Genomic DNA, 25717 nt, shown 5'->3' on the forward strand with positions numbered 1-25717 from the left:
ACCGCCGCCTCACGGTCCTATGATCGCGGCATGCTCGAACTTTCCCCGGACCAGCTGCTGTCCACCACACGCGCGGTGCGCAAGCGCCTCGACTTCACCCGCGATGTGCCCGACGACCTCATCCGCGAGTGCGTCGCCCTCGCCCTGCAGGCCCCGGCCGGCTCCAACGTCGTCACGGCCCGCTTCGTCGTCGTGCGCGACGAAGCCAAGCGCCGGGCCATCGGCGAGATCTACGGCGCCATCTACGCCGGGTACAAGGCCTCCCCCGGCTACCCGGGCAAGAACACCGGCGAGACCGAACGCGACCGCGTGCAGTCGCGCGTCGCCAGCTCGGCCGACTACCTGGGCGAGCACATGGGCGAAGCGCCGGTGCTCGTGCTCGCCTGCAACGAAGGCACCGACCGCGCGTCCGCCACGGCGGGCATCTCCAACGTCCTGCCGGCCACCTGGAGCTTCATGCTGGCGGCCCGCGCCCGCGGTCTCGGCACCGCGTGGACGTCCATGCACGTGGTCCGGGAGCAGGAGGTCGCGGACGTCCTCGGCATCCCCTACGAGACCGTCGCGCAGGCCGTGCTGACCCCGCTGGCGTACACGAAGGGCACCGACTTCCGCCCGGCGTCGCGGCCCGCGCCGGACGAGGTCACCCACTGGGACAAGTGGTAACCGACCATCCACACAGGAACGGCCCGGGTGAGCACACCGCTCACCCCGGCCGTTTCGCGCATCACGGCTGGTAGGTGCAGACCGCGCCGAAGGCGTTGGAGTTCTCCGAAACGACCTTGCCGTCGACGGTGATCTTGCAGGTGTTGTCCTTGCCGTCCAGCTGCGGGTCGACCGCGGTCGCCGTGACGGTGGTGAAGTTCAGGTCGGACATGGACAGCGTCTGGCTCCATGTCTTGCCGCCCGGGACGACGGCCTGCGCGCCCTGCGCCAGCCCACTGTTCCAGTCCACATTGGACTTCGATCCGGTCGTCACCTCCAGGACCACGGCGTGCTCGCCGCCGGAGACCGCGGCGGCGGGAGCACCCGCACCCGCGTCCTGGACAACCGCCGGCGCGGCCGTCTTGGGCAGGCCGTCGGCGACGTCCTTCACCGCCGCGCCGACCACGACCGTCCACACGACACAGATCACGAGCCCGATCGCCGACAGCACGACGGCCGTGATCGCCATGCCCTTGTTGTCGGCCTCGCCCTTGTTCACCCGCACGATGCCGACGACACCGAAGATCACGCCGAGGATCGTCAGCGGCCAGGCGATCACGCCGATGATGGGGATGAACGCGAACACCAGCCCGACCAGACCGAGCACGAACCCGGCCACGCCGAGCCCGTTCTTTCGCTGCGGAACCATCGGCGCCGGCATCTGCGGGATGGGTGCGTACGACACGGGTTTCCTCTTTCGACGGACACTCCGCGCGACCGGTTTGGTCACGCGTCGCTCCCTCGATCGCCGCCCACCATTACTTCGCTACAAGGCCTCAACCACGCGTCCGGTCACCAATCGGACACTGTTGATCATGCTCGCGCCCGTTTGCGCAGCTGGCGACCGTCGAATGGCCCCTTCGCACACTCACCGTGAGTCATCGGCGGGAATCTTCGCTTCACTCGAACGGAGCAGAGGTCGTGACGTTCCCGTGTCCGGCGGACCGTCCACAGCAGACAGCCCGGGTGAGCGGTCGCGCTCACCCGGGCTGTCGAAGCGTGCCCCGTGCCGGTGTCCTCAGTGGACCCCTGCTCCGGTCACCAGGGGTTGTTGTCCTGCTCGTCCGGGTCGATGCCACCCGGCCGGCGCGGGCCCGCCGGACCGGCCGGCCCCGGCGGAGCGGCGGGCGGCGGCGGGGTCGCGGCACCACCGGCCGGCGGCGCGGGCGGCACCGGCGGCGGAGTCGGCGCGGGGGGCTCCGGCTCGCCCGAGCCGTCTTCGGGCTCCTCGAGGTCCGGGAAGCGACTGCGGAGGCTGCCGAGCAGTGCGGTGCGGGTGTCCTGGTCCTCGTCGCCGAGGTTCTCGGTCATGACCTCGGCCACGCGCTGGGTGATGCCCGACTGCGCCCGCCGCATGGTGTCGAGCACCATGCGGGCCAGCTCCTCCTGCGGCATGGTCCGCGTCTTGGACCCGAAGACCAGGTCGGACACGACCCCGTCGGCACCGACGGTGACCTTGACGGTGCCGTCGGGGCTCGACGCCGTGAGGCGCAGCCGTTCGGTCTCCTGCTGGGCGGCCGCGTAGCGCTCGGCCTTGCGGGCGAAGCCCGCCGCCCACTCGTCCATCCGCCGGATCGCCTCGTCGGGGTCCCTGATCAGGTCACCCAACCCTCCCGCACTGGTCATGGTGTTCGTACTCCTCGATCTGCCTGCTGCTGAACTGTTCGGGTGGCGCCGGGCGCCACGGTGTCACCCGCTACTCGGTGACCGTGCCGATCCGGAACGACGACGGGTTCACCACGGGCTCCTCGGGCACCGTCGTGCCGACGCGGAACCTCGGCTGCTCGGGCTCGAGCGGCTCCGCGGCCTCCCGCGGCACCGTGGTGCCGATGCGCGGCGACAGCGGCTCCTGCAACGGCTCGCTCGGGATCGTCGTGCCGATGCGCGGCGACAGCGGCTCGCTGCCGGACGGGTAGCTGCCCGACGAGTAGGCGTCCGAGCCCCCGCCGGTGAGGCCCGCCGCGTCGTCGCTGTTGGACAGCTGCTTGAGGAACGGCTGCGCCTCCTGGGAGTCGCCGTCCAGGTACGCCTGCGCCGTGGTGCGGACGTTATCCGCCGTGGTCTGCATGCCCTCGGCCGCGGCGCTCACCGCGTCCTTGGCCTGCTGCCCCGTCGGGTTCACGATCGGCGGGAGAAACGCGCACAGCAGGCCGTAGGCGTCGTCGCTCAACGCGTAGTCCGCCGCCTGCACGGCGTTGTTCAGCCTGTCCACGAGCCCGTCGAGGTGGCTGGCGTGTGCCGTCAGCTCGTCGGGTTCGACGTCGAAGCCTCCGCTGGTCATCCCCGCCTCACTTCCAGTCCTTGTTCTTCCAGTCGCCGATCACCGGCGGCGCGACGACCTCGTCCGCGGCGAAGAAGCTCGGGTCGTCCGACTCCACGTAGTCGGCGATCTTGTGCTCCTTGTCCTCCGGGCCCTTGCCGCCCTTCTGGCCGGCACCCATGCCGCCCATGCCCGGCGAACCGGCCGCGCCCTTGGCGCCCGCCTGTGCGGCACCGCCTCGCGCCGCCAGCTCCTCTTCGGTCGCCGCGGCACCGGAACCGGCGCCCGCGCCCGTCGCGGAGCCCGCGCCACCGAGGCCCGCGCCCTTGATACCGGCGCCACCACCGATGCCGCCGACCCCGCCACCGGCACCACCGCCACCGCCACCGCCGAGGCGGCTGCTGATGCTCTCGCCGTTGATGCCGCCACCACGGCCGATGGTGGGGATCTTGCCCGATCCCCCGCCGATGCCGCCACCGGAACCGCCGAGCGAGCCGCCGCCGACGCCCGTGCCGGGGTTGAACGGCGGCGGGGTGAAGCCCGCGCCGGAACCCGAGCCGCCGCCCAGGCCACCGCCACCGGCGCCACCGCCCGGGTTGAACGGGGGCGGGTTGAAGCCGCCACCGCCGCCGATCCCGGTACCGCCGGGCCCGTCGGGCACGTTCAGCGGCGGGGGCGTGAAGCCCGACGTCTTCGTGGTCTCGTCGTCAGGCAGGCCGGAGCCGCCGCCCAGTCCACCACCGCCGAGGCCACCACCGCCCGGACTGTCAGGAACGTTGAGCGGAGGCGGGTTGAAGCCGCCACCACCACCCGCACCGCCGCTGGCGCCGCTTCCCGAGCCACCGCCAAGGGCGCCACCACCGGCGCCGCCCGTGCCCTCGGCCAAGTCGAGCGGAGGCGGGTTGAAGCCGCCCGCCCCGCCACCGGCACCACCACCCGCGCCACCGCCGGCACCGGCCCCTGACCCGCCGATCGGCTGCCCGTCGGGACCGAGGGGCTGCCCGTCCAGGCCGACCGGACGAACCTGGCTCCCGGTACCGCCACCGGCGCCACTCGCACCGCCGCCGTTCGCGCCGGTCGAGCCCGGCAGCTTCGGCGGAGCCGCGAACGCCGGCGTCACGACGGCCGAGCCGATCGTGTGGTCGTACTGCGTCATCAGCTGCGCGGCCTGCTGGCGCGCGGCCTGCTGCTCGGTGAAGGTCGCCATCGCCTTGGACGCCTGCGCGGCGTACTCGGTGGGGTCCTTGATCTGCTGCAGCTGCGCGTTGGCTTCCTGCACGTTGAACTGCACGGGCGGGTTCGCGGCCATCGCGATCTGCGTCTCGTTCAGCGCCTGCGAGTGGATCTCCTGCTGGCGCCCGGCCAGGGTCGCGCCCTGGGCGGTGGTGCCGAGCCACTTGCCGACGTTCGCGAGGTGCTCGCGCGCCGCGTCGCCGCCGGCGCCCTGCCAGTTGCTCGTGCTGGCGTTGATCGCCTGCGCGAGGTTCTGCTGGTGCGTGGCCAGGTCGTTGCCGACCCGCACCCACTCCTCCGACGACTCGGCCACGGTGCCCGAGTTCGCCTGCTGGGTGATCGCCTGCTGCATCTGCTCGTGCGTCGCCTGCGACCAGTCGGTGTAGGGCGCGCCGTCGGTCTGGCGCAGCTGAAGACCGCCGTCGAGGCCGGACTTCGCCTCCACGAGCCGCTGCTCGTAGAGCTCCTGGATCTTGTCGTTGCGCGTCTTCGGGTCGACGACGGGGCCGAGCCAGCCCTTGGCGATCTCGTCGTCGATCTCCTTGGTGGCCTCGGCCCGGATCTGGTCACCGGAGGCGACGTCGTCCGGCTTGACCGGGCCGACGAAGTACTTCGACGACGAGTCCGCCGTCACGTCGTAGTAGGGGCTGTGCGGGTCGTAGTCCGGTGACGACGGGTCGGAGACCGCCGAGGTGGACGTGTCGGTTGTCGTGGCCACGAGATCCTCCTCAGGTCAGCTCGTCGACGGGAAGGCGCTTGATCGTGTCGCGCGTTCCGGCTTCGGTGTTGCTGTAGTTCTGCTTCGCCAGCTTGATCGCCTCGACGTACGTCGGGAACTCGTCGCGGGCCGCCTGCAGCTGCGTGAGCAGGCCCTGGGCGTCACTGGCGGTGTTGAGCATGTGGTTCGACACCCATTGACCGGTCGCCGTGGCCGACAGAGCCGGGGCCGTGCCCAGCTTCTGCAAAGCGTCCCACCGCGCCTGAAGGGTGTCGATCACACCTTCGAGCGCTTCGATCATCTGGTTGCCGGTGGTGTCGTCCACCGCGAAACTGCCGGTCTGCGCCAATCGCTTCAGCTCGGTCCCGGACAACTGCGGCGTCAGCTCACGCGCGGTCATCTTCGCCGGGGTCGCGTCGTCGGCCACCGGATCTCCCTCCTCTTCGGTGCGCGCGTCAGTAGACGGCGGCGATGGCGTTCTGCACGGCGCGGGCGACCTCGGACCGCCCTGCGGGGACGTAGTCCGCGCTCAGGTCACCGGCCTCGCCGTTGGTGGTGTGGACCAGGTAGCGGCCGTCCTGCGTGTCGAGCCAGCTGAGCGGGTCGGCCGCGCGCAGCTCGCCGTGGCGCCCCCAGCCGGTGACGGTGACGTGGCCGCCGCCGAGACGCGGCGCGGCCATGACACGCTCGAGCACCTCGGTGCTGCCGGGCGTCGGCGTGACGCGGGGGTCCGTGCGGCCGGGCCGAACGGTCCCGCGGACCTCGATCATCCCGAACGCGTCCGTCTCCTCCTCGTCCTCGGCCGCCTCGGCGATGCGCCGCGCGGTCATCGCGGACACGGCGCGCGTCGCCTGCCGGTTCACCGTGTGGGCACCGGTCGTCGCGGCGCGCGCCGGGGGCAGCACGCCGGTGACGACGTCGACGAGGTCCTCGTCGGCGAAGAGGGAGAACAGCAGTTCGTCGGTGCGCGGGTTCTGCGTGATCCCGAGCGCCTGCCTGCCGTCACTGAGGGCGAGCACCGCGATGTCGGCGCCGACACCGTCGACCCCGGCCACCGCGACGGAGACGCGCGGCCGGGCGAGCAGCCCGAACGCCGTCTGCACGTGGGGGCTGAGCTCACCGTGGGTGGAGAGCCGCTTGTCCTCCATCGCCCGGTAGACCTGGGTCGCCACGCGGACGAACCGGATGGGATCCGAAGGCACCGTGCCGATCCGCAACGGGTACTGGCGGATGTCACCGCCGGTTGCCTGGCTGACCACAAGAGCTTCGAAGACGTCGAGAACGAACTCGAACCTGTCCGCCATACCCGAGAGCTTCCTTCCCCACGGCGGGTCGTGCACGGCGCTGCGCCGCGGTCCGGACACCTGCGCCAAAAGGGGCGCAGATGTCACTGATCGGAGCGTAGCAGTCCTGGTGTGGCGGGAAATCACCACTCGAACCGGTGCCCGAAAGACCATCCGTCCGTGTCAACCCGGGCACGGCCGTCGCGCCCTTCCGCACCCATCACGTGGGCCGGAGCCGATTCGGTTCACCATGGTCCGGAAAAAGTTCGCGGACCTCTCCCGGGGGCGCTGACCCAGGGTTCGTCCGGGAGGTTCAGCCCAGCCGTGACTGGTACACGCGCAGGTTCAGCCGGACCAGTTCCAGCAGTGGTACGGACACCCCCAGCGCGTGCGCCCGGTCCACGAGGTCGCCGAAGATCTGCTCGCCCTCCACCGGCAGCCCGGCCGTGAGGTCGCGGTAGAGCGAGGGCGCGCGCGGGGACCCGACTTCGGTCACGGTGCTGCGGGCGTTCTCCAGGGCGGCCGCCGCCAGCGGGTACCCGGCGGCCGCCGCGACGGCCGCGCACTCGGCGACCACGGCCTCGGCGAAGGCGATCCCGCCCGGCTGCCCGGCGACGTCGCCGACGGTGCCGCGCATGAGCGAGGTCACGGCCCCGATCGAGGCGATGAACACCCACTTCGCCCACATCGCCGCCGTGATGTCCGGGGACAGCACCGTGTCGAAGCCCGCACCCGAGAGGAGCTCGTGCGCCTCGGCGAGCCCGGCCGGCGCCGGCCCGGTGCGGGCGCCGTAGGTCAGCGACTGGAGGTCGAACAGGCGGCGGATGTCGCCCGCACCGTCCACAGTGGTCATCACGATCGCGACGCCGCCGAGCACCCGCTCCTCGCCGAAGCGGGCCACGAGCGCGTCGATGTGGCGCAGCCCGTTGAGCACCGGCAGCACGAGGGTGCCCGGCCCGACCGCCGGCGCCACGTCCTCGATCGCCTGCTCGAGGCCCGCGGCCTTGACCGTGAACAGCACGAGGTCGTACGGCTCGGTGAGCTCGCCGGCGCGCACGAGCTTCGGAGTGAGCACCGTCTCTTCACCGAGCCCCGTGATCCGCAGGCCGCGCTCCATCAGCGCGGCCGCTCGCCCGGGGCGCACCAGGAAGGTCACGTCACGACCGGCCTGCACCAGCCGGCCGCCGAAGAGCCCGCCGGTCGCGCCGGCACCCACCACCAGGATTCGTTTCGCGCTCGTCACCCGTCCGACAGTAGGCCCCTGACTTGCCCGGGACGAGCCAGGGTCGGCGCTCTCACACCTCGGGCGGTGGGGTGCGGTGAGGTTCAGACACCGACGACGCCGTCGACACCCTCGCGCAGGAAGTCGGCGTGGCCGTTGTGCCGGGCGTACTCGTGGATCAGGTGCAGCATCACCATCCGCAGGGAGACGTCCTCGCCCCACCGCGCGCTGTACGCGACGACGTCGAGCGACTCGGCGGCCGCCTCGATCCGCCGCGAGTGCTCCACCTCGGCCTGCCACGCGGCGAAGGCCTCGGCGCGCGTGCCGTCGGCGGCGTCGTAGGCGACCTGGTAGTCGCCCTCGGCCGACCAGACGAGCGGCACGTCCTCGCCGTCGATCACCCGGCGGAACCAGGCGCGCTCGACCTCGGCCAGGTGCCGCACGAGCCCCAGCAGCGACAGCGTCGAAGGCGGCATCGACTGCCGCCGCAGCTGCTCGTCGGAGAGGCCGTCGCACTTCATCGCGAGCGTCGCGCGGTGGAAGTCGAGGAACGCGCGCAGCATCTCCCGCTCCCCCGCGATCGCCGGCGGCCCGATCCGTTCCGTCGCCACGGCTCCCCCTTCACCCGGTGGCACGTCCGGGCTCAGGTTACCGGCACGCTCGCGCCCATCGCGCCCGGCACACGGACGTCACCCTGATCGTCCTGTGTGGACGGTCCACTGAGGATGGCCACTGCGGGGGAACTCGCGGAACAGCGGTAGCGCCCGCGCCGCCGGTCAGCTCACGGGTTCGGCGAGCGGCACGGGTTCTGGCGAGCGCCACGGCCGGTACCAGAGCATGTCCTCGCGGCGCATCGGTTCCCCGCACTCGTCGCACAGCGTGCCGGGGCGGGTCCGCGCCCCGCAGGCGCCGTGGACGATCAGCATGCGCTGGGCGGGCGGATCGGAGCGGGTGTGCTCGTCGCCCCACTCGGCGAGGGACAGCAGCACCGGCAGCGCGTCGGCACCGGCCTTCGTGAGGCGGTACTCGTGGCGGGTGCGGCCGCCGTCACGGTAGGGCACGCGCGCGAGCAGCCCCGCGTCGGTCAGTTTGGCGAGCCGGGTCGTGAGCACGTTGTCGGCGATGCCGAGCTCGTCGCGGAACTCGTCGAAGCGCGCGGTGCCCGTGGTCGCGTTGCGCAGGATCAGCAGCGTCCACGGTTCGCCGAGCACGTCGACCGCCCGGGCGATCGGGCACGCGTGTCCGGACCACTGGATACGTCGGGCCATCACGGCTCCCTTCCTTCTGCCACACCGCATTCGCTGCCTTTCGCGGTGCAAGCCGGCACCGACCGTAGCACGCGGCGGGCGCGCGCTGGGCCGTTCGGCCGAACACAGGGGCTTCACAGCAACACACAGGAAACAGACAGGTGGAATCGGCTGCAACTCAGGGGGTCCGCGGCGTTGTCCCGGTATGGCAAGACGGCTGAGATGGACACTCGCCGCCGCGGGGCTCACCGCGACGGTCCTCACGACGGCGGTGGTCGTCACGGTCGGCACGCGGCACGTGACGACCATGCCCGCGGCGGAGGCGCTGCCGCCGCCCTCGTCCTCGCCCGCACCGCCGACCACGAGCGAGCCGCCGACGTCTTCGACGACACCGACCACTCCCTCGACTCCCCTGCCCGACCCCTCGGCCGTGGCCGACGACGTGGTCGACGCGGTGACCGCGGCGTCGAAGGGCACGAAGGTCGGGCTCGCGGTCTACGACACGAAGACGGGCAAGACCCTCGCGCTGAACAACCCCGAAACCCCGTACTACACGGCTTCCGTGGTGAAGCTGCTCATCGCGCTCGATTCGCTGTACGACGACGGCACCTGGCAGGTCCCCGCCGGCGACACCGCCGACGAGCTCGCCGACATGATCTCCGGCAGCAACGACGCCATCGCCGACAAGCTCTGGGAAGCCGACGGCGGGACCGCGATCGTCGGGCGGATGGCCGACCTCATCGGGCTTTCGCACACGCTCGAACCGACGGACCCGGGCCAGTGGGGCATGACGAAGATGAGCCCCGACGACGTGGTCACCACCTACCGCTACCTCACCGACACCGTCCCCGACGCCACGGCGCGACCGCTGCTCACCGCTATGGCCGACGCGCGCCAGCCCGCCGACGACGGCTACCCGCAGTACTTCGGCATCCCGGACGGCATGGCCGGCGGGACCTGGGAGATCAAGCAGGGCTGGATGATCCTGCGCTCGGCGCTCGTGCTCAACACCACCGGGATCGTCGACTCCCGCTACGTCGTGGTGCTCCTGACGCAGCAGCCGGCCGCGACGTCGTCGGCGAAGGGCCGCGCCGCGGTGACCGCGGGGATCAAGGCACTGGCGCCGGCACTGGCGGCGTGGACCGCGGGCTGACCGCTCGGCTTCCGGAAGCTCTCAGGTGGTCCGGACCGGCGCCCGCCGCGCTCGGTCGATGTCCGGACCTCGGTACAGCCGCTCCGGAATGGACGCCAGCGTCGACTCGCGCACCTGCGGGCCCAGGCCGTAGAGCTTCTGGAAGCTCATGATCAGCGGGCGCCACGCGTCGGGGTCCACGTGGTCGTCCGTGCCGGGCAGGCGGATGTCGTCGTGGACGAAGACGCGCTGGACGCGGACTTCCAGGCCCACGACGGAGCCGTGCTGGTTCTCGTCGTCGGCGGCGAAGGGGTGGACGGCCTCGAGGACGGCCTCCATGGCCACCGGGCACTCGCCCACGCGCGGGGGCGCGACCGTCTCGGACGGGACCGGCGTGAGGCCCGCACGGGCGAACTTGTCGGCGACGTGGAAGTAGCCGCGCTGCTGCTTGCCCGGCGGCACCGGGTCCGAGCCCGTGGTGAGCGCGAGCCGGTCGACGGCCGCGGCGAGAGCGGACGAAGGCAGGTTCAGCACGCATTCGCGCGTGCGTCGCAGGTTCTGGGTGGTCTTCGAGCGCGCGCCCAGACCGAGCATGGCTCGCCAGCCGAGCCAGAACGCCGAGGACATCGGGGCGAGGTTCGCCGAACCGTCCTCATTGGTCGTCGAGATCAGCACCACGGGGGTGCCGAAGTACAGGATTCCGGGCTCGATGGCCGTGTGCAAGGGAAACGTCGTGTTCACGTCTCCCAGTCTGCGCGCCTTGGCCGCCCACGGCTGGCGGGAAACGGACGTCACGATCACGCCCGTTTCCCACCGGCCGCACGGTCAGGCGATGCCCGCCGCCAGCAGCGCCCGCCGCGTCAGCACGCGCGCCAGGTGCCGCCGGTACTCCGCCGACGCGTGGGGCTCGTCGGGCGGCGAGGTGTCCTCGGCGGCGAGCGCCGCGGCCTCGTCGGCCGAAGCTCCGTCCGCGAGGGCTTTCTCCGTCGCCGCGGCGCGCAGCGGGGTGCCGCCGAGGTTGATCAGGCCCACCGACCTGCCCACCACCGCCACGCCCACGATCGCCCAGTCGATGTTGCGGCGCGTGAACTTCTCGAAGCCCCAGCCCAGTCCGGCCTGGCTGGGCAGGCGGACCTCGGTCAGCAGCTCGTCCGGCTCCAGTGGCGTGGTGAACGGGCCCAGGAAGAACTCCGCGGCCGGGATGCGCCGCTCCCCCGCCGGGCCGCGTGCGACGAGCACGCCGTCGGACGCGAGGATCACCGCGGGCAGATCGGCGGCCGAGTCGGCGTGCACGAGCGAACCGCCGAGCGTGCCGCGGTGGCGCACCTGCGGATCGCCGACGGCACCGGAGGCGTGCGCGACGAGCGGCGCGTGCTCGGCGAGCACCGGGTCGCCGTGGAGGTCGTGGTACCGCGACAGCGCGCCGATCACCACCTCGTCTCCGTCGAGCCGCACGAACTTCAGCTCGTCGAGCGACGCGATGTCCACCACGACCTCGGGCGCCGCGAACCGCAGTTTCATCAGCGGCAGCAGGGAATGCCCGCCGGCGAGCAGCTTCGCGTCCTCGCCGTGCTCGGCCAGCAGCGCCAGCGCCTCGTCCACAGTGGACGCCCGGCGGTAGGAGAACTCGGCGGGGATCACCGGTCCACCTCCTGCCCCGACGCCTCGACGACAGCGCTCACGATGTTGTGGTAACCCGTGCAACGGCACAGGTTCCCTTCGAGCGCCTCCCGGACCTCGCGTCGCGACGGCCGCGGGTTCTCCTTCAACAGCGACACCGAAGCCATCATCATGCCCGGCGTGCAGAAGCCGCACTGGAGCCCGTGCTGCTCGCGGAACGCGCGCTGCACGGGGTGCAGCTCGCCGCCGTCGCCGGCCAGACCCTCCACTGTCGTCACTTCGTGCCCGTCGGCCTGCGCGGCCAGCACCGTGCACGACTTCACCGACTCGCCGTCGAGCAGGACCGTGCAGGCGCCGCACGACGTGGTGTCGCAGCCGATGTTCGTCCCGGTGAGCCCGACGGTGTCGCGCAGGTAGTGCACCAGCAGCGTCCGGTCCGGCACCTCCCCGGCCGTGGTCCGGCCGTTCACCTCGATGGAGACCCGCACGTCAGTTCGCCTTCCTCACGTCGTTCAGGGCCGCCCAGACCCGCATCGGGGTGGCCGGCATGTCCAGGTGCCGCACGCCGTGGTGGGCGAGCGCGTCGACCACCGCGTTGTGCACCGCCGGCGTCGACCCGATCGTCGCGGCCTCGCCGATCCCCTTGACTCCCAGCAGGTTCCGCGTCGTGGGCGTCGCCATGTCCACCAGTTCGAAGTCGGGCAGCTCGGTCGCGGTCACGAACGAGTAGTCCGCGAGCGTGGCCGTGGTCGGGTTGCCGTCCTCGTCGTAGTTCACGACCTCCAGCAGCGCCTGCGCGATGCCCTGGCCGAGCCCGCCGTGGCGCTGGCCGCGGAAGGTCAGCGGGTTCACCACCGGCCCGGCGTCGTCGACCGCGACGAGCCGCCGCACCTCGACCTTGCCCGTCTCCGTGTCGACCTCGACCACGGCGAGGTGCGCGCCGAACGGGAACGTCGGCTTGCCGTCGCCGAACCACACGTCGGCCGACAACGCCGTGCTCTCGGCCGACGCCACGATCCGCGCCCAGTCGAGCGTGGTGCTCGACGGCGCGCCGCGCACCTGCCAGACCCCGCGTTCGGTGTCGAGCTCGAGATCCTCGGGCGCCGCCTCGAGCAGGTCGGCCGCGAGCTCCCGGGCCTGGGCGATCACCTCGTCGGCCGCCTGCCGGATCGCCGAGCCGCCGAGCTGCAGCGACCGCGAGCCGAACGTGCCGACCGCGCGCGGGACCTCGTCGGTGTCGCCGTGCTTCACGGTGATCTTCGCCAGTGGCACGCCGAGCTGGTCGGACAGCAGCATCGCCAGCGACGTCGCGAGCCCCTGGCCGTGCGGCGAGCTGCCCGTGTACGCGGTGACCGAGCCGTCTTCGTGGATGTCGACGCGGCCGCTCTCGCCGCTCGCGTCGCCGCCGGTGATCTCGACGTAGGCCGCGATGCCCAGACCGAGCGCCACCGGATCGCCCGCGACGCGGCGCAGCTCCTGCTCCGCGCGCAGCTCCGCGTAGCCCGCGGCCGCCAGCACCTTGTCCAGCGCCGCCGCGTACTCGCCCGTGTCGTAGTCCCCGCCGGTCGGCGTGGTGTAGGGGAACTCCTCGGGGCGGATGAAGTTGACGCGCCGGACCTCGGCGGGGTCCATCCCGATCTCGGCGGCGAACAGGTCCATCGCGCGCTCGACCGCGGCCGTCGCCTCGGGCCGGCCCGCGCCTCGGTAGGCGGCGATGGGCGTGGTGTTCGTGACCACGCAGCGGCTGCGCGTCTGCACCACCGGGAAGCGGTACACGCCGGGCGCCATCATCTCGGTCAGCGTGGGCAGGAACATCGCGCGTGGGTAGGCGCCGCTGTCCTGCACGACGTCGATCCGGTACGCGAGCACCGTCCCGTCGCGCTTCCCGCCGATGGTCACGGTGTTCTGCTGCGCCCGGCCGTGACTCATCGCCGTGAGGTTCTCGCTGCGCGACTCGGTCCACCGCACCGGCCGCCCGACGGCACGCGCGGCCCAGCCGAGCACGCTCGCCTCGGGGTCGGCGCCGATCTTGGCACCGAAGCCACCACCGACGTCGGGCGCGATCACGCGCACCCGTTCCTCGTCGAGCCCCAGCGCGCCGGCCACGGTGGTCCGGGCGATCTGGGCGTTCTGCGTGGACAGCCACAACGTCAGCCGCCCGTCCTCGCCCCACGCCACCGATCCGCCGCGCACCTCGAGCGACGCCGGGGCCACTCGGGGGTTGAGGATCGTCTGCGTGACCACGGCGTCGCAGTCCGCGAACACCGCGTCGTCGAACTCCTCGGCGCCGTTCACCTGCATGACGTTGCCGGTGACACCGCCACCGGGGAACAGCTCGGTTTCACCGGACAGCGCGGCGTCGATGCTCGCCACGGCGTCCAGCGGGTCGTAGTCCACGTCGACCAGCTCCGCCGCGTCGGCCAGCTGGTAGCGCTCTTCGGTGAGCACCAGCGCGACGGGTTCGCCGACGTAACGCACGACGTCCGTGGCGAGGAACGGTTCGGTCACGGGACCGGTTTGCTGAGGCGCGAGGTCGAGATCCGCCGCCGTGAAAACGGCGACGACTCCCGGTGCCTGCTTCGCCTCTTCTGTGTCGATGCCGGAGATACGCGCGTGGGCGATCGGGCTGCGCACGAAGACCGCGTGGACCGCGCCGGTGAGCGCCGCCTCCCGCAAGTCGTCGACGTACGTTCCGCCCGAGGTGATCAGCTTCTCGTCCTCGACGCGCACCACGCGGGTGCCGACAATGCTCATCTGGCCTCCTGCTCGGGTACCCGCCGATCATGCCCCCTGGGGTGCCCGCGCGTCAGCCTCGCTCGGCAACGGTTGCGCTGCGATCAGCCGGAGTAGGCTTCGCGCGCGAGCACCACCGCGAGCACGAGCCCGCCGATCGCGATCGCGATCCGCAGCGGGGTCGCGGGCAGGTACCGCACGAGGATCGAACCGAGCCAGGACCCCGCGACCGAACCCAGGCACACGGCGAGCGCGGCGGGCCAGAGCACGCGGCCGGTGAACGCGAAGACGGCCGCGGCGATCAGGTTCGCCGTGCCCGTGGCGATGTTCTTGGCCGCGTTCGTGCGGGCCAGCGGCTGCGTCCAGACGGTGGTGAGCAGCGCGAGCATCAGAACGCCCGCCGCGGCACCGAAATAGCCGCCGTACACGCCGACGAGGAACGCGGCCGTGCCGGTGACCGGGCCGATGCCGTGGCGCTCCGCGCCTTCCGCCAACCGGCGCAACCGCGGACCCGCCAACAGGACCAGCGACGCACCACCAATCAGCCACGGGACCACCGCGGTGAACGCGCCGGGCGGCGTCAGCAGCAATACGAGCCCGCCGCAGCCACCGCCGGCCGTGGTGATCAGGCACAGCGGCAGCAGGCGGCGCCACTGCCCTTTCAGCTCGGGCCGCGCGCCGGCGGCCGCGCCCGCGGTGGTGCCGAGCATCGCGACGGTGTTGGTCATGTTCGCGACCACCGGCGGCATCCCGGCGGCGAGCAGCGCGGGGTACGACACGAGCGAGGCCAGTCCGGCGGTGGCGCCGACGAGGCCGGCGCCCACTCCGGCGAGCAGCAGGAGGACGAACTCGCCCGCGTCGATGATCACGCCCGCCATCAGAACACGGGCTCCCGCGCTGCCGTATAGGTTGTTATACATGTCACGTCCGGTTGAACGAACACCGCCGAACGGACGCCGGGCGATCGTCGGACAGGCGAGTACGTTGAAGACAAGGCAACCCGCCCGGTGCTCGGATTCCCCTGGAGGACCGATGCGCGTCACGATCGCGGAGGTCGCCCGCCGTGCGCGGGTGAGCAAGACGACCGTGTCCCGGGTGCTCAACAACAAGTCCGACGTGGACGCCGCCACCGCCGTGCGCGTGCGGGAAGTCATCGCCGCGACGGGCTACATCCCGAGTGCCGGGGCCGTCGGCCTGGCGAGGGGCCGGACCCGGCTGGTCGGGGTGCTCGTGCCGGGACTCTCACCGCCAGGCGTCGGCGAAGTGCTGCAGGGAGTGGCCGACGTCGTCGAGGCGAGTGACCACGGCCTGCTGCTGAGCACGGCCGCCCGGGGCGCGGACTCGCTGACGCGCTTCACGCACCAGGTGCGGGCACACGCGTTCGACGGGCTGCTGCTGCTCGACCCGCCACCCGCCGTCACGGACAACGACGCGCTGCGCGACTCCGACCTCCCGGTCGTGGTCATCGACGGGGCGCGCTCGGCGTTCCCCTCCGTGGCCGGCGACGACGCCGCGGGCGCCGCCGCGGTGGCCCGGCACTTCCTGGCGCGCGGCCGGCGCCGCGTCGCCGTGGTGACGGGCCCCGGCGAACACGCCGCCGCCCGGCTCGCCGGATTCCGGTCCGTGCTCGACGAAGCCGGTTCACCGCTCACCGGGAACGCCGTCACCGAGGCGGCTTCCACCGCGGGCAGCGGCCGCTCGGCCGTGCGGCGGCTCGTCGCCTCGGGCCTCGGGTTCGACGCCGTGTTCGCCGGTGACGACGTGGTGGCCGCCGGTGTCCTCACCGGACTGCGCGAGGCCGGCCGCACGGTGCCCGGCGACGTCGCCGTGGCCGGGTTCGGCGACCTGGCGCTCTCGGCGTTCACGCAGCCGCCCCTCACGACCGTGCGCCGGCCCCTGCGGGCGCTCGGGGAAACGGCGGCGCGACGCCTGCTCGGCAAGCTGACCGGCGACACGCCTCTCGACGGCATGACCGTGCTGCCGACCGAACTGGTCGTACGGGAATCGGCGCCCTGACGCGGACGATCCGCAGTGGGTGGTTCAGCTGGCGAGGCCGGCGTGACCGAACCCGGCGGGCAGCACGAGGCTGTGGCCGGTGTGCTCGACCTTCGCCCGCAGGTACCGGACGTTGGTCTCCGTCGCGAACACCCCCGTGCGCACGCGGTCGCGCACGTCGAGGCCGTGGGCGGTCAGCTGCGCGGCCTTGTCGGGGTTGTTCGACAGCAGGTCGAGCCGGTCGACGCCGAGCGCGGTGAGCATCTGCGCGGCGGCGGTGTAGTCGCGGGCGTCCTCGGGCAGGCCGAGCGCGGCGTTGGCCTCGTAGGTGTCGAGGCCCCCGTCCTGCAGCGCGTACGCGTCGAGCTTGTTGTACAGGCCGATGCCGCGGCCTTCCTGGCGCAGGTAGAGCAGGTAGCCACCGGTCTCGGAGATCCGGGCGATCGACTCGCGCAGCTGCGGGCCGCAGTCGCAGCGGGCCGAGCCGAAGACGTCGCCGGTCAGGCACTCGGAGTGCATCCGCACGAGCGGCACCGGGCCCGGCTCGCCGAGCACGAACGCGAGGTGCTCCAGCCCGTCGGCGAGCCCGCGGAACGTCACGGCCTCCGCGTCGACGGAGAGGTCGTCGCCCAGCCGCAGCGGGATCCGCACCCGCGTACGCACCTCCGCCACCGTCGCCATCGGCTGCTCCGTTCTCCCAGGTGGTTCAAATTCGAACCACGACTTGATCGACCCTACAACATGGTTCAAATTCGAACAACCTGCGTTACCATGGGTGCATGGCCGACCCCCGATGGCTCACGGATCGCCAGCTGAAGACCTGGCAGGCCTTCCTGGCGGTGAGCTCGCAGCTCAACCGGCGCGTCGAACAGCAGCTTCGCGACGACGCGGGGCTTTCGCACCCACAGTACGAAGTTCTGGCGCGCCTCGCCGCCGCCGGCGGGGCGCTGCGCATGACGGAGCTCGCGGGCGCGGCCCTCACGTCCAAGAGCGGGCTGAGCTACCAGGTCGGCCAGCTGGAGAAGACCGGGCTCGTCGGGCGCCGCTCGTGCGAGTCCGACGACCGCGGGGTGATCGCCTTCCTGACCGATCTCGGCTGGTCACAGCTTCGCGAGGCCGCCGCCGGGCACGCCGCGCTCGTGGGCGAGCTGCTCGTCGACGCGCTCACGGCCGAGCAGTTCGGCGCGTTCAGCGCGGTGCTCGACACCCTGGAGTCCCGGCTGCGCGGCGCCGAGCGGCCGCAGCGAACCGCCGTGTGACGCTCGGCACCCCGTGCTACGAGCCGACTGTCCTCTGTGTCCAGTCGGGCACGCGGGGTCGCGGCACGGGGTCGGCGGTCAGCAGGGCCAGGTCCGGCGGCACGAGCACGGCCGCGGCGAGCAGGACACCGAGCAACCGGTCGTCGCCGCCTGCCGGGTGGAATCTGGCCCGCACCCCGTCGACGGCGGCCCGCACGCCCAGCGGGGTCCACTCGCCGCCGGGGTCCACCACCGCGAGCTGAGCCGCCGCCCGCTCCGGCGGCACCGGCCGCGGTTGTGCCTCCCAGCGCAGGAAACTCTGGCCGACCGCGGTGAGCGCGAGCCGTTCGCGCGCGTCGAGCACCGCGTCCGCCACGGGTGGCGCGACGGGTCTGCCGTCGGCGACGTGCACCTCCAGCACGTGCTCCCGCCCACCCGAGCCGTGCACGAACAACGGCAGGTAGCCCGCCGCCAGCGCGACCGGCGCCGCGCCGGCGAACAGCAGCCGCGATTCCGGCAGCCGCAAGGGGACCTTGCCCGTCGCCCGCACCCACCAGCGGTCGCGGTGGTGCTCCAGCAAGCCGTGGCGGCGGCTCACACGCCGGTCGTCCTCCCCCACCGGCACGGCGACCTCCGCGGTGTTGCGCCCGAACGTCACCGGGCCGGGCTCCGACGGCGGCACCAGCACTCCCCCGGCGAGTCCGAGCACGACCAGCGTGCCGGGCGGTGACGCGAAGCCCCGCGCCAGGCTCGGATGCCCGGCGGGCAGTGCCTGCATCCCCTCACCCGTCACGCCGTCCCCACCCGTTCCCGGCGCGGGGCCCGCCCCACCGCGCGCCGCGAGGCTAACCAGGCGGTGCCGGGACCCCTCCCGACGCGGTTTCGTCGGGTGGTTCGAGCAGCGCGAGGTCCGGCGGCACCAGCGAAGTGGACAGCAGGAGCTCTTTCACGAGGTTGTCGTTGAGGGAGTTGCCCACCGGCTCGCCGACCTCTTCACGCGTGAGGCCTGCGACGCCGGCGCGCGCGAGCCGCGTCCGCACGGCGACCACGAGGTGCTCCACCCGTTTGGGCGTCCAGCGGCCTTCCGGTGCCAGCTCCGCGAGCTGCTCGGCGACCTGCCGCCACGCCATCGGCTGCGGGTAGGGCTGCTGGAGCAGGTACCGCTGGGCCAGCGACACCAGCACGAGCCGCTCTTCGGGGCTCAGCCGCCACATGCGCGGGGGCTCGGTCACGTCCTGCGGCCGCGACTCCGGCCGGCGGCCGTCCGCTCCCGACACGTACAGCTCCAGCAGGTGCTCGCGGTCGGCCGAACCGCGCACGAACACCGCCGTGTAGCCCTCCGCGAGCGGCACGGGCTCCTCTTCGGGGAACAACAGGCGCGAGCCGGGCAGGCGGATCGGCAGCCGCCCGGTGTTGTGCATCCACCACGCGTCGTGCCGGCGCACGAGGAAACCCTGTCTGCGGCTGACTTTCCGGTCGTCCTCCCCCACGCACACGTGGACGTCCTCGCGGTTGCGTCCGAAGAGGACTTCCCGGCCGTCGCGGGGCGGCATGCGCACGCCCCCGCTCACCGCCAGCGCGAAGATCGTGCCCGGCGCCGCGGGCGGCACCCCGTAGGCGAGGCTGCCGTGGCCGGCGCCGAGGGACTCGGCCGGCCCGCCGGATCGCAGCGCGGTCATGCCTGCGGCAGCTTCGCGACGACGCCGCCGGCCAGCGACGTGGCCGGGGCGCAGAGGTCCTGCGACGGCGGGTCGCCGTGGACCACCACCTTGATCTGCTCCACCGCGGCCTCCCCGTGTGCGTCGGTGTAGCGCCGGTAGACCAGCAGCGCCTGGCAGGTGTTGTCGGCGAAGTCGTCGGTCGCGAGGTAAGCGTCGTGCCCGGAGACCTGGACGAGCCGGCCCGAGTCGCCGTCCGGCGGCTGGTCGCGGTCGAAGATCACCGTGACCGCGCGGTCCGACGCCGAGCTGTCCCAGTCACACGTCCAGTCGCCGTAGCCCGGCACCACCTGCACCGGCGGCGTGACGCCCGCGGCGCTGCCGAGCGAAGCCGAGCCCAGCAGCGCGCACGCGTCCACCTTGGACAGTGAGCCGGCCGGGACCGGCGAGGTCCGCGCCGGCACGCCGGCGACAGCGAGCACCTTCGTCGCCGACGCCACCGCGATGTCGGCGGGCTTGCACGTATCGAGGTTGTCGCCGTCGTCGTCGGAGACGGTCACGCGCACGAGGTACTTGTCCTGCAGCTGGATCAGGCGCACGCAGGCGCCGTCCTGCGCGGGATCGCCGAACACGTCGAACGGGCCGGAGCGCGAACGCCGCCCCACCGGCGCGGCGCCGCCGGAGGGCGGGTCCTCCAGCTCGACCTTCACGTCGGCCTGCAGATCGTTGCCCCGCTTGAGGATCACGTCGCAGCGGTCGAAGTTGCCGTAGTCGGGATCCACCTCGGGATCGCCGAACGGGCGCAGCGGCACCGCGTCCACGAGCCGGCACGGATCGGCCGAGCGCGGGTCCTGCCCAATGCCGAGCTTCGCCGGGGCGGCGGGCACCTTCGAAGCCGCGGCCGGGGTCCGCGGCGTGCCGCTGTCCGGCAGCAGGATCAGGGCCACGCCCGCGAGCACCACGACGGCGGCGACCGCCCCCGCGATCACGAACCGCCGGCGGCGCCCGCCGGGCCGGCGGCGCAGCGGTGGCGCGGCAGGCAGCCCGCCCGCGCCGGCGGCAAGCAGGTCGTGCGCGGCGGCCGCGGTGGGCCGGTCCTCGGGAGCCGTCCGCGTCAACGCGGCGAGCACGGGAGCGAGGTCACCGGCCTTGCGCGCCGGCGGGACCGCGCCCTCGGCCGCACGCCGGATGGTCGCGTACTCGTTGCCGCTGCCGAAGGGCGGTGCGCCCTCGACGGCGGAGAACAGCGTGGCGCCCAAGGAGAAGACGTCGGACGCGGCGGTCGGCGGGTGCCCCTGCGCGACCTCCGGCGCGAGGTAACCCGGGGTGCCGCCGATGTGCGGGGAGTCGGTGACCGTCTCGTCGGTGCGGACCGAGCGCGAGATGCCGAAGTCGGTGAGCTTGGCGTGGCCGTCGTCGGTGATGAGGACGTTGCCGGGCTTCACGTCGCGGTGCACCACGCCGCGTTCGTGCACGGCGGCGAGCGCGCCCGCGACCTGCACGCCGATCTCGGCGACAGTGCGCACGGGCAGGCTGCCTTCGGCGGCGAGGACCTCGGCGAGGCTGCGCGAAGGCACGTACTCCATCACGAGCCACAGTTCGTCAGCCTCGGCGACGACGTCGAAGAAGGTCACCACGTTCGGGTGCTGCACCCCGGCGGCGAGCCGGGCTTCGCGACGCAGGGTGCGGCCGCTGACCGCATCGGAGAGCCGGGCCTGCTTGAGCGCCACCTCGCGGTCGAGCTGCTCGTCGTGCGCACGCCAGACCACGCCCATGCCCCCGGTGCCGATCCGCTCGAGCAGTCGATAGCGCTCCGCGATCAGCCGGCCACCCTGCACCGACGCTCCCCTCGGCGTGGTCGGACCTCTGTGAGGTAACTCGCAGTAACGATACTGCATCACATCCGGTGGCAGGAAGCGGCCCGGATCGGGACCACTCCCCCGGCGCCCGCTCACGGTCCGGGCACGAACGGCCACTCTCCCGAACCGGGGACACCCCGGCGAAGGGCGCGACATCCGTCCGGCCGACCGCCCCGGCGTCGGGCTCGACGGGAACCACGTCGACCCGGCCATCCCCCGCGAGGCGGGATCGACAAATCGTCCCGCGAGAGCCCCGACGGCGCCGAGCCGGCCTGCGCGCGGCGACTGCGATGCCGGTTCCCTTGCCCACCAGAGGAACCGGCGCCCGAACCGTGCTGCGCTGCGTGAGCACCGGGGTCACCCGTCCGGCTGATCAAGCGTCCACAGTGGACCCGAAAACCGGCACGGCGGTCCAGGATTTGACGTATAGGCCGTTATACGGACGGGTGCGGCCGGGTGAATCCGCCAGGAGCGCCCGGATCGGCGATTGGACCATGGTGGCCGGGGGTATCTGGCGGACGTGACGGCAGGCGCGCCGCCGAAGGAGACCTCCATGCTCAGTCACCACGAACGCAGCGAGCTGGACAAGATCGAACGCTGGTTCGAGTTCAGCGATCCGGAACTGGCGGCGGCGCTCTCGCGGGGCAAGCCGGCGCCGAACCGCCGCCTGCTCATCCTCTTCGCGGTGCTCTTCGACGTCTCGGCCGTCGCGTTCCTCGTGGCCGGCCTCGTCACCACGAGTCCCGCCTTCACGCTGTGCGCGCTGCTCGCCGCCGGCGGCGGGGTGGCGCTGCACATCGTGCGCGGGCACGGCCGCTCCTGGCGCGTGACGCGGCGCGGTTGACGTGCGCCGACCCGGGTCCGCGCCGCACACTGGTGCGGTGTCCGCCTGGGTTCTCCACGTCGATCTCGACCAGTTCATCGCCGCGGTCGAGATCGCGCGCCGGCCCGAGCTGCGCGGCCGGCCGGTGGTCGTGGGCGGCAACGGCGACCCCGCCGAGCGCGCCGTGGTGGCCACCGCGTCCTACGAAGCGCGCGAGTTCGGCGTGCAGTCCGGAATGCCGCTGCGGCTGGCCGCGAAACGCTGTCCCGACGCGGTGTTCCTGGCCACCGACGCGCCGGCGTACCAGGAGGTCTCCGACCGCGTCATGGCGCGGCTGCGCGAGCTGCCGGTGGTGGTCGAGGTGCTCGGGTGGGACGAGGCGTTCCTCGGCCTCGACACCGCAACCACCGGCACCGACGACCCCGAGGCGTTCGCGGCCGAGGTCCGCCGGGCCGTCGAGGACGAGACCGGGCTTTCGTGCTCGGTCGGCATCGGCGACAACAAGCTGCGCGCCAAGCTTGCGACCGGGTTCGCGAAACCCGCCGGGATCTTCCGCCTGACGCAGGAGAACTGGTGGGCCGTGATGGCCGAGCGGCCCACCGACGCGCTGTGGGGCATCGGGCGCAAGACGGCCAGGAAGCTCGCCGAAGCCGGGTTCACCACGGTGCTGCAGCTGGCCGGCGCCGACGCGGACGACCTCGCCGCGCGATTCGGCCCGCGCCTCGGGCCGTGGTACCGGGTGCTGGCGGGCGGGATCGGCGACGCCGAGGTCACCGCCACGCCGTACGTCGCGCGCTCCCGCAGCCGCGAGACGACGTTCCAGCAGGACCTCACCGATCCCGCGCGGATCGCGGAAGAGATCGACGCCCTCGCCGTTCGGGTCGCCCGCGACGTCGTGGACGAGGGCCGCCCGGCGGCGCGCGTCGCGGTGAAGGTGCGCTTCGCGCCGTTCCACACCCACACCCACAGCGTCACGCTGCCGGAGCCCACCTCGGACGCCGCGGCGTTCGGGCGCGCCGCGCGCGAGGTGCTCGGGATGTTCACGCTCGGCCGGCCGGTCCGCCTGCTCGGCGTGCGCGCGGAGTTCCCCCACCCGCCCGCGTGATCCGGCGCGGCGACCCGCAGGTGCGCGTTTGGCGGCGCCTGCCCGCGGGGTAATCGGCATTCCGGCACACGAGTGAGGTGGCGCATGTCCGAAAACGGCTTCCCCGCGACCGGTTCCGACGACCGGTTCGGCGGGCTGGGTGGCGAGTTCCGGGACCTCACGCGGTCGCTGCTGGAGGTCACGACCGTCGGGGGCGTGCTGAAGCAGCTGGTGACAGCGGCGGTCCGGGTGATCCCCGTGGCGAGCGTCGTCAGCATCACGCTGCGCTCGCCCGACGGGATGTTCTACACCCCGATCGAGACCGATCCGGTCGCCGTCGAGCTCGACCAGGTGCAGTACCGCACCGGAGAGGGCCCCTGCCTCGACGCGGCCCGCCCGGACGGCCCGGCCCACGCCGAGAGCCAGGACCTCGCCCACGAGCCCGAGTGGCCGAAGTTCGGACCGGCCGCGGCCGAACGCGGCATGGGCTCGATGCTCGCCATCGCGCTGCTGCCCGACGCCCGCGAGCCGCAGCTGTCCGGCGCCCTCAACGTCTACGCACGCGAGGCCGGCGCGCTGACGGCCACCGACCGCGACCTCGCGCTGCTGCTGGCCACCCACGGTTCGCTGGCTCTGGCGACCACCCACGCGGTGACGGCCGCGGACCTGCAGCGGGCGCACCTGCGCAAGGCCATCGACTCGCGTGACGTGATCGGCCAGGCGAAGGGCATCCTGATGCAGCGGCGCGGCATCTCTGCCGACGAAGCGTTCGACATCCTGCGCCGCACGTCACAGGACCTCAACGTGAAGCTCGCCGTGCTGGCCGAGACGCTGGCCACCCGCCACACCGAGATCGACCTGCCCGGCCCGCACGCTTGACAGCCTCCGGCCCGCCTTGCCATGGTGGAAAGCGGTAGAACGAACCGTGCGCCGCCGAGGCGCACTCCGGGCCGAGAGGCGCTGCGACGGAAGCCGGAAGGTTTCCGCCACGCTCGGCCCGCGAGTTCCGGACAAGGGCGCCTCCTGCGAAGGAGGTGCCTTTTTTGTCGCCCCAGCTGTCGCCGACCCGGACGTCGCCGGCACAGGTGGTGCCGCCGAAGGAAAAGCCGGCGGACGGCCTGCGCACCTCCTGAACCCCTCCCGGGTGAGCCCGGCGCCGCCGACCGTGGTGGTGCCGCGATTCCCCGTGCCCTGAAACAGAAACCAGAACCGTATCGAAGGGGAGCGGAACTTCCATGAGCCCGAAACTGCAGAACGTCGGCGGACTCGAGTTCGCGGTGGCCGACCTGGCACTCGCCCAGGCCGGGCGGACGCAGCTGCGCCTGGCCGAGCATGAGATGCCCGGCCTGATGGCGATCCGGCGCGAGTTCGCCGACGCCCAGCCGCTGAAAGGCGCCCGCATCGCCGGCTCGCTGCACATGACCGTGCAGACCGCGGTGCTGATCGAGACCCTCGTGGCACTGGGCGCCGACGTGCGCTGGGTGTCCTGCAACATCTTCTCCACCCAGGACGAGGCCGCGGCCGCCGTCGTCATCGGTCCGAACGGGACGGCCGAGCGGCCCGAGGGCACGCCGGTGTTCGCGTGGAAGGGCGAGACGCTCGACGAGTACTGGTGGTGCACCGATCTGCTCTTCCGGTTCGCCGGCGGGCAGGGCCCCAACATGATCCTCGACGACGGCGGCGACGCGACGCTGCTGGTCCACAAGGGAGTCGAGTTCGAGGCCGCGGGCGCCGTCCCGGCCGCCGCGGACTCCGACCCCGAGGAGTACGCGATCATCCTCCGCACGCTCGCCGAGAGCCTCGCCGCCGACCCGAAGCGCTTCACGCGCATCGCCGGCGAGGTGCGTGGCGTGACCGAGGAGACCACCAACGGCGTCAAGCGGCTCTACAAGCTCGCGACCGAGGGCACGCTGCTGTTCCCCGCGATGAACGTGAACGACTCGGTGACGAAGTCCAAGTTCGACAACAAGTACGGCATCCGCCACTCGATGGTCGACGGCCTCAACCGCGCGACCGACGTGATGATCGGCGGCAAGCTCGCCGTCGTCTGCGGTTACGGCGACGTCGGCAAGGGCGCCGTGGAGGCGCTTCGCGGCCAGGGCGCGCGTGTGGTGGTCACGGAGATCGACCCGATCTGCGCGCTGCAGGCGGCCATGGAGGGCCTCGACGTGGTCGAGCTGGACGACGTCGTGGAGCGCGGTGACATCTTCCTCACCACCACGGGCAACTTCGGCATCATCTCCGCGGCGCAGATGGGGCGGATGAAGCACAACGCGATCGTCGCGAACGTCGGCCACTTCGACAACGAGATCGACATGGCCGGCCTCGCCAAGGTGCCCGGCATCCGCAAGCTGGAGATCAAGCCGCAGGTGCACGAGTGGGCCTTCCCCACGGCCGAGGGGCGCGCGGCGCACTCGATCATCGTGCTGTCCGAGGGCCGGCTCATGAACCTCGGCAACGCGACCGGGCACCCGTCGTTCGTGATGTCGAACTCGTTCGCGAACCAGGCGATCGCGCAGATCGAGCTGTTCACCAAGCCTGGCGAGTACCCGGTGGGCGTGCACCGGCTGCCGAAGCTGCTGGACGAGAAGGTGGCGCGGCTGCACCTCGACGCGCTCGGCGTGAAGCTGACGAAGCTCACGAAGGAGCAGGCGGAGTACATCGGCGTGGACGCGGCCGGCCCGTTCAAGCTGGAGCACTACCGCTACTGAGCCCCGGGCCACCCCCGCGGAGACCGGAGGCCGGAAATAAGGGGTCCTCCGGCTCCGAGGGGGAGGGAGAGCCGAAGGACCTCGTTAGTGTTAGCACATCGCCAAGCCGGTGTACACAGCTGCATACACGATCGGGTAAGGATCCGGGGCGGAAGGGAAACCCCCGGCGGAAAACCGTGAAGGCCTCGTTCCCCGGGTT

General features: G+C 72.5%; 25 protein-coding genes, 1 pseudogene and 1 riboswitch. Of the genes and pseudogenes, 8 read left to right on the forward strand and 18 right to left on the reverse strand.

The features are described 5' to 3' along the window. Positions 1-30 precede the first annotated feature (30 nt). Positions 31-663 carry a nitroreductase family protein gene (locus AB0K15_RS32020; protein WP_364058817.1) on the forward strand — a complete coding sequence of 211 codons (633 nt, stop codon included), beginning with the start codon at positions 31-33 and terminating at the stop codon, positions 661-663. Between the two features lie 61 nt (positions 664-724). On the opposite strand, the gene AB0K15_RS32025 is transcribed toward AB0K15_RS32020, so the two are convergent. The 9 genes and pseudogenes from AB0K15_RS32025 to AB0K15_RS32065 form a co-directional block, all read right to left on the reverse strand. Continuing rightward, the gene (locus tag AB0K15_RS32025) at positions 725-1387 is read right to left on the reverse strand and encodes a DUF4190 domain-containing protein (RefSeq protein ID WP_364058819.1); all 663 of its coding nucleotides are present in this window, start codon (positions 1385-1387) and stop codon (positions 725-727) included. A gap of 353 nt (positions 1388-1740) precedes the next feature. Further along, complete coding sequence (locus tag AB0K15_RS32030; protein ID WP_364058822.1) at positions 1741-2328, reverse strand: YbaB/EbfC family nucleoid-associated protein; 588 nt, start codon at positions 2326-2328, stop codon at positions 1741-1743. A gap of 364 nt (positions 2329-2692) precedes the next feature. Continuing rightward, positions 2693-2983 (reverse strand): annotated as a pseudogene (locus tag AB0K15_RS32035) (type VII secretion target); the annotation flags it as partial. Positions 2984-2990: 7 nt separating this feature from the next. Beyond that, entirely contained in the window at positions 2991-4913 is a 1923-nt protein-coding gene (locus AB0K15_RS32040) for a hypothetical protein (protein WP_364058825.1), read from the reverse strand. 10 nt (positions 4914-4923) lie between these two features. Continuing rightward, complete coding sequence (locus tag AB0K15_RS32045) at positions 4924-5313, reverse strand: hypothetical protein (RefSeq protein ID WP_364059156.1); 390 nt, start codon at positions 5311-5313, stop codon at positions 4924-4926. A gap of 55 nt (positions 5314-5368) precedes the next feature. After that, entirely contained in the window at positions 5369-6217 is an 849-nt protein-coding gene (locus AB0K15_RS32050) for an ESX secretion-associated protein EspG (RefSeq protein ID WP_364058828.1), read from the reverse strand. Between the two features lie 292 nt (positions 6218-6509). Beyond that, positions 6510-7439 carry a 2-dehydropantoate 2-reductase gene (locus tag AB0K15_RS32055; RefSeq protein ID WP_364058831.1) on the reverse strand — a complete coding sequence of 310 codons (930 nt, stop codon included), beginning with the start codon at positions 7437-7439 and terminating at the stop codon, positions 6510-6512. Positions 7440-7522: 83 nt separating this feature from the next. Then, entirely contained in the window at positions 7523-8029 is a 507-nt protein-coding gene (locus AB0K15_RS32060) for a DinB family protein (RefSeq protein WP_364058834.1), read from the reverse strand. 165 nt (positions 8030-8194) lie between these two features. Further along, positions 8195-8686 carry a helix-turn-helix domain-containing protein gene (locus AB0K15_RS32065; protein WP_364058837.1) on the reverse strand — a complete coding sequence of 164 codons (492 nt, stop codon included), beginning with the start codon at positions 8684-8686 and terminating at the stop codon, positions 8195-8197. 184 nt (positions 8687-8870) lie between these two features. On the opposite strand from AB0K15_RS32065, the gene AB0K15_RS32070 reads away from it, so the two are divergent. Next, positions 8871-9818 carry a hypothetical protein gene (locus AB0K15_RS32070; RefSeq protein WP_364058840.1) on the forward strand — a complete coding sequence of 316 codons (948 nt, stop codon included), beginning with the start codon at positions 8871-8873 and terminating at the stop codon, positions 9816-9818. Between the two features lie 21 nt (positions 9819-9839). Here AB0K15_RS32070 and AB0K15_RS32075 read toward each other — a convergent pair whose 3' ends face one another. The 5 genes from AB0K15_RS32075 to AB0K15_RS32095 all read right to left on the reverse strand — a co-directional run bounded on the left by AB0K15_RS32075 (position 9840) and on the right by AB0K15_RS32095 (position 15019). After that, complete coding sequence (locus AB0K15_RS32075) at positions 9840-10538, reverse strand: flavin reductase family protein (RefSeq protein ID WP_364058843.1); 699 nt, start codon at positions 10536-10538, stop codon at positions 9840-9842. 84 nt (positions 10539-10622) lie between these two features. Beyond that, positions 10623-11438, reverse strand: coding sequence for a xanthine dehydrogenase family protein subunit M (locus tag AB0K15_RS32080; protein ID WP_364058846.1), 816 nt, complete (start codon positions 11436-11438; stop codon positions 10623-10625). Continuing rightward, positions 11435-11905 carry a (2Fe-2S)-binding protein gene (locus AB0K15_RS32085; protein WP_364058849.1) on the reverse strand — a complete coding sequence of 157 codons (471 nt, stop codon included), beginning with the start codon at positions 11903-11905 and terminating at the stop codon, positions 11435-11437. The genes AB0K15_RS32080 and AB0K15_RS32085 overlap by 4 nt, the downstream gene beginning before the upstream one ends. Before the next feature lies 1 nt (position 11906). Beyond that, positions 11907-14171 (reverse strand): xanthine dehydrogenase family protein molybdopterin-binding subunit, encoded by a 2265-nt coding sequence (locus AB0K15_RS32090; protein WP_364058852.1) that lies wholly within the window; start codon positions 14169-14171, stop codon positions 11907-11909. 83 nt (positions 14172-14254) lie between these two features. Next, on the reverse strand, positions 14255-15019 hold the full coding sequence (locus AB0K15_RS32095) for a sulfite exporter TauE/SafE family protein (protein ID WP_364059159.1): 765 nt from the start codon (positions 15017-15019) through the stop codon (positions 14255-14257). 163 nt (positions 15020-15182) lie between these two features. Between AB0K15_RS32095 and AB0K15_RS32100 the strand changes: the two genes are divergently transcribed. Then, entirely contained in the window at positions 15183-16166 is a 984-nt protein-coding gene (locus AB0K15_RS32100; protein ID WP_364058855.1) for a LacI family DNA-binding transcriptional regulator, read from the forward strand. 24 nt (positions 16167-16190) lie between these two features. Here AB0K15_RS32100 and ribA read toward each other — a convergent pair whose 3' ends face one another. Then, positions 16191-16826, reverse strand: coding sequence for a GTP cyclohydrolase II (gene ribA / locus AB0K15_RS32105; protein WP_364058858.1), 636 nt, complete (start codon positions 16824-16826; stop codon positions 16191-16193). A 98-nt stretch (positions 16827-16924) separates the two neighbouring features. Here ribA and AB0K15_RS32110 point away from each other — a divergent pair, with 98 nt between their 5' ends. Continuing rightward, positions 16925-17404 carry a MarR family winged helix-turn-helix transcriptional regulator gene (locus tag AB0K15_RS32110; protein ID WP_364058861.1) on the forward strand — a complete coding sequence of 160 codons (480 nt, stop codon included), beginning with the start codon at positions 16925-16927 and terminating at the stop codon, positions 17402-17404. Between the two features lie 16 nt (positions 17405-17420). On the opposite strand, the gene AB0K15_RS32115 is transcribed toward AB0K15_RS32110, so the two are convergent. Genes AB0K15_RS32115 through AB0K15_RS32125 form a run of 3 tightly spaced genes read right to left on the reverse strand, consistent with a single transcriptional unit; the run spans position 17421 to position 20879 of the window. Beyond that, a complete protein-coding gene (locus AB0K15_RS32115; RefSeq protein WP_364058864.1) occupies positions 17421-18176 on the reverse strand; it encodes an FHA domain-containing protein in 756 nt (251 codons plus the stop codon). A gap of 52 nt (positions 18177-18228) precedes the next feature. Then, a complete protein-coding gene (locus tag AB0K15_RS32120) occupies positions 18229-19062 on the reverse strand; it encodes an FHA domain-containing protein (RefSeq protein WP_364058867.1) in 834 nt (277 codons plus the stop codon). Then, a complete protein-coding gene (locus AB0K15_RS32125) occupies positions 19059-20879 on the reverse strand; it encodes a serine/threonine-protein kinase (protein ID WP_364058870.1) in 1821 nt (606 codons plus the stop codon). Before AB0K15_RS32125 ends, AB0K15_RS32120 begins: the two co-directional genes overlap by 4 nt. A 574-nt stretch (positions 20880-21453) precedes the next feature. Between AB0K15_RS32125 and AB0K15_RS32130 the strand changes: the two genes are divergently transcribed. The 4 genes from AB0K15_RS32130 (at position 21454) to ahcY (ending at position 25518) form a co-directional block, all read left to right on the forward strand. Further along, positions 21454-21744 (forward strand): DUF3040 domain-containing protein, encoded by a 291-nt coding sequence (locus AB0K15_RS32130; protein ID WP_364058873.1) that lies wholly within the window; start codon positions 21454-21456, stop codon positions 21742-21744. Between the two features lie 37 nt (positions 21745-21781). Beyond that, entirely contained in the window at positions 21782-22828 is a 1047-nt protein-coding gene (locus AB0K15_RS32135; protein WP_364058876.1) for a DNA polymerase IV, read from the forward strand. An 84-nt stretch (positions 22829-22912) separates the two neighbouring features. Further along, on the forward strand, positions 22913-23686 hold the full coding sequence (locus AB0K15_RS32140; protein ID WP_364058878.1) for a GAF and ANTAR domain-containing protein: 774 nt from the start codon (positions 22913-22915) through the stop codon (positions 23684-23686). A 67-nt stretch (positions 23687-23753) separates the two neighbouring features. Next, positions 23754-23836: riboswitch (S-adenosyl-L-homocysteine riboswitch) on the forward strand. A gap of 206 nt (positions 23837-24042) precedes the next feature. After that, positions 24043-25518, forward strand: coding sequence for an adenosylhomocysteinase (gene ahcY, locus AB0K15_RS32145; protein ID WP_364058881.1), 1476 nt, complete (start codon positions 24043-24045; stop codon positions 25516-25518). The last annotated feature ends 199 nt before the right edge of the window (positions 25519-25717 follow it).

The sequence above is a fragment of the Amycolatopsis sp. NPDC049253 genome, from assembly GCF_040678995.1.
Classification (GTDB): domain Bacteria; phylum Actinomycetota; class Actinomycetes; order Mycobacteriales; family Pseudonocardiaceae; genus Amycolatopsis.

Bases quoted from the DNA above. Each gene is read 5' to 3' on its own strand.
- AB0K15_RS32045 (WP_364059156.1), bottom strand. From the start codon at position 5,313: ATGACCGCGCGTGAGCTGACGCCGCAGTTGTCCGGGACCGAGCTGAAG.
- ribA (WP_364058858.1), bottom strand. From the start codon at position 16,826: ATGGCGACGGTGGCGGAGGTGCGTACGCGGGTGCGGATCCCGCTGCGG.
- AB0K15_RS32100 (WP_364058855.1), top strand. From the start codon at position 15,183: ATGCGCGTCACGATCGCGGAGGTCGCCCGCCGTGCGCGGGTGAGCAAG.
- AB0K15_RS32070 (WP_364058840.1), top strand. From the start codon at position 8,871: ATGGCAAGACGGCTGAGATGGACACTCGCCGCCGCGGGGCTCACCGCG.
- AB0K15_RS32120 (WP_364058867.1), bottom strand. From the start codon at position 19,062: ATGACCGCGCTGCGATCCGGCGGGCCGGCCGAGTCCCTCGGCGCCGGC.
- AB0K15_RS32030 (WP_364058822.1), bottom strand. From the start codon at position 2,328: ATGACCAGTGCGGGAGGGTTGGGTGACCTGATCAGGGACCCCGACGAG.
- AB0K15_RS32140 (WP_364058878.1), top strand. From the start codon at position 22,913: ATGTCCGAAAACGGCTTCCCCGCGACCGGTTCCGACGACCGGTTCGGC.
- AB0K15_RS32065 (WP_364058837.1), bottom strand. From the start codon at position 8,686: ATGGCCCGACGTATCCAGTGGTCCGGACACGCGTGCCCGATCGCCCGG.
- AB0K15_RS32110 (WP_364058861.1), top strand. From the start codon at position 16,925: ATGGCCGACCCCCGATGGCTCACGGATCGCCAGCTGAAGACCTGGCAG.
- AB0K15_RS32050 (WP_364058828.1), bottom strand. From the start codon at position 6,217: ATGGCGGACAGGTTCGAGTTCGTTCTCGACGTCTTCGAAGCTCTTGTG.
- AB0K15_RS32090 (WP_364058852.1), bottom strand. From the start codon at position 14,171: ATGAGCATTGTCGGCACCCGCGTGGTGCGCGTCGAGGACGAGAAGCTG.
- AB0K15_RS32130 (WP_364058873.1), top strand. From the start codon at position 21,454: ATGCTCAGTCACCACGAACGCAGCGAGCTGGACAAGATCGAACGCTGG.
- AB0K15_RS32020 (WP_364058817.1), top strand. From the start codon at position 31: ATGCTCGAACTTTCCCCGGACCAGCTGCTGTCCACCACACGCGCGGTG.
- ahcY (WP_364058881.1), top strand. From the start codon at position 24,043: ATGAGCCCGAAACTGCAGAACGTCGGCGGACTCGAGTTCGCGGTGGCC.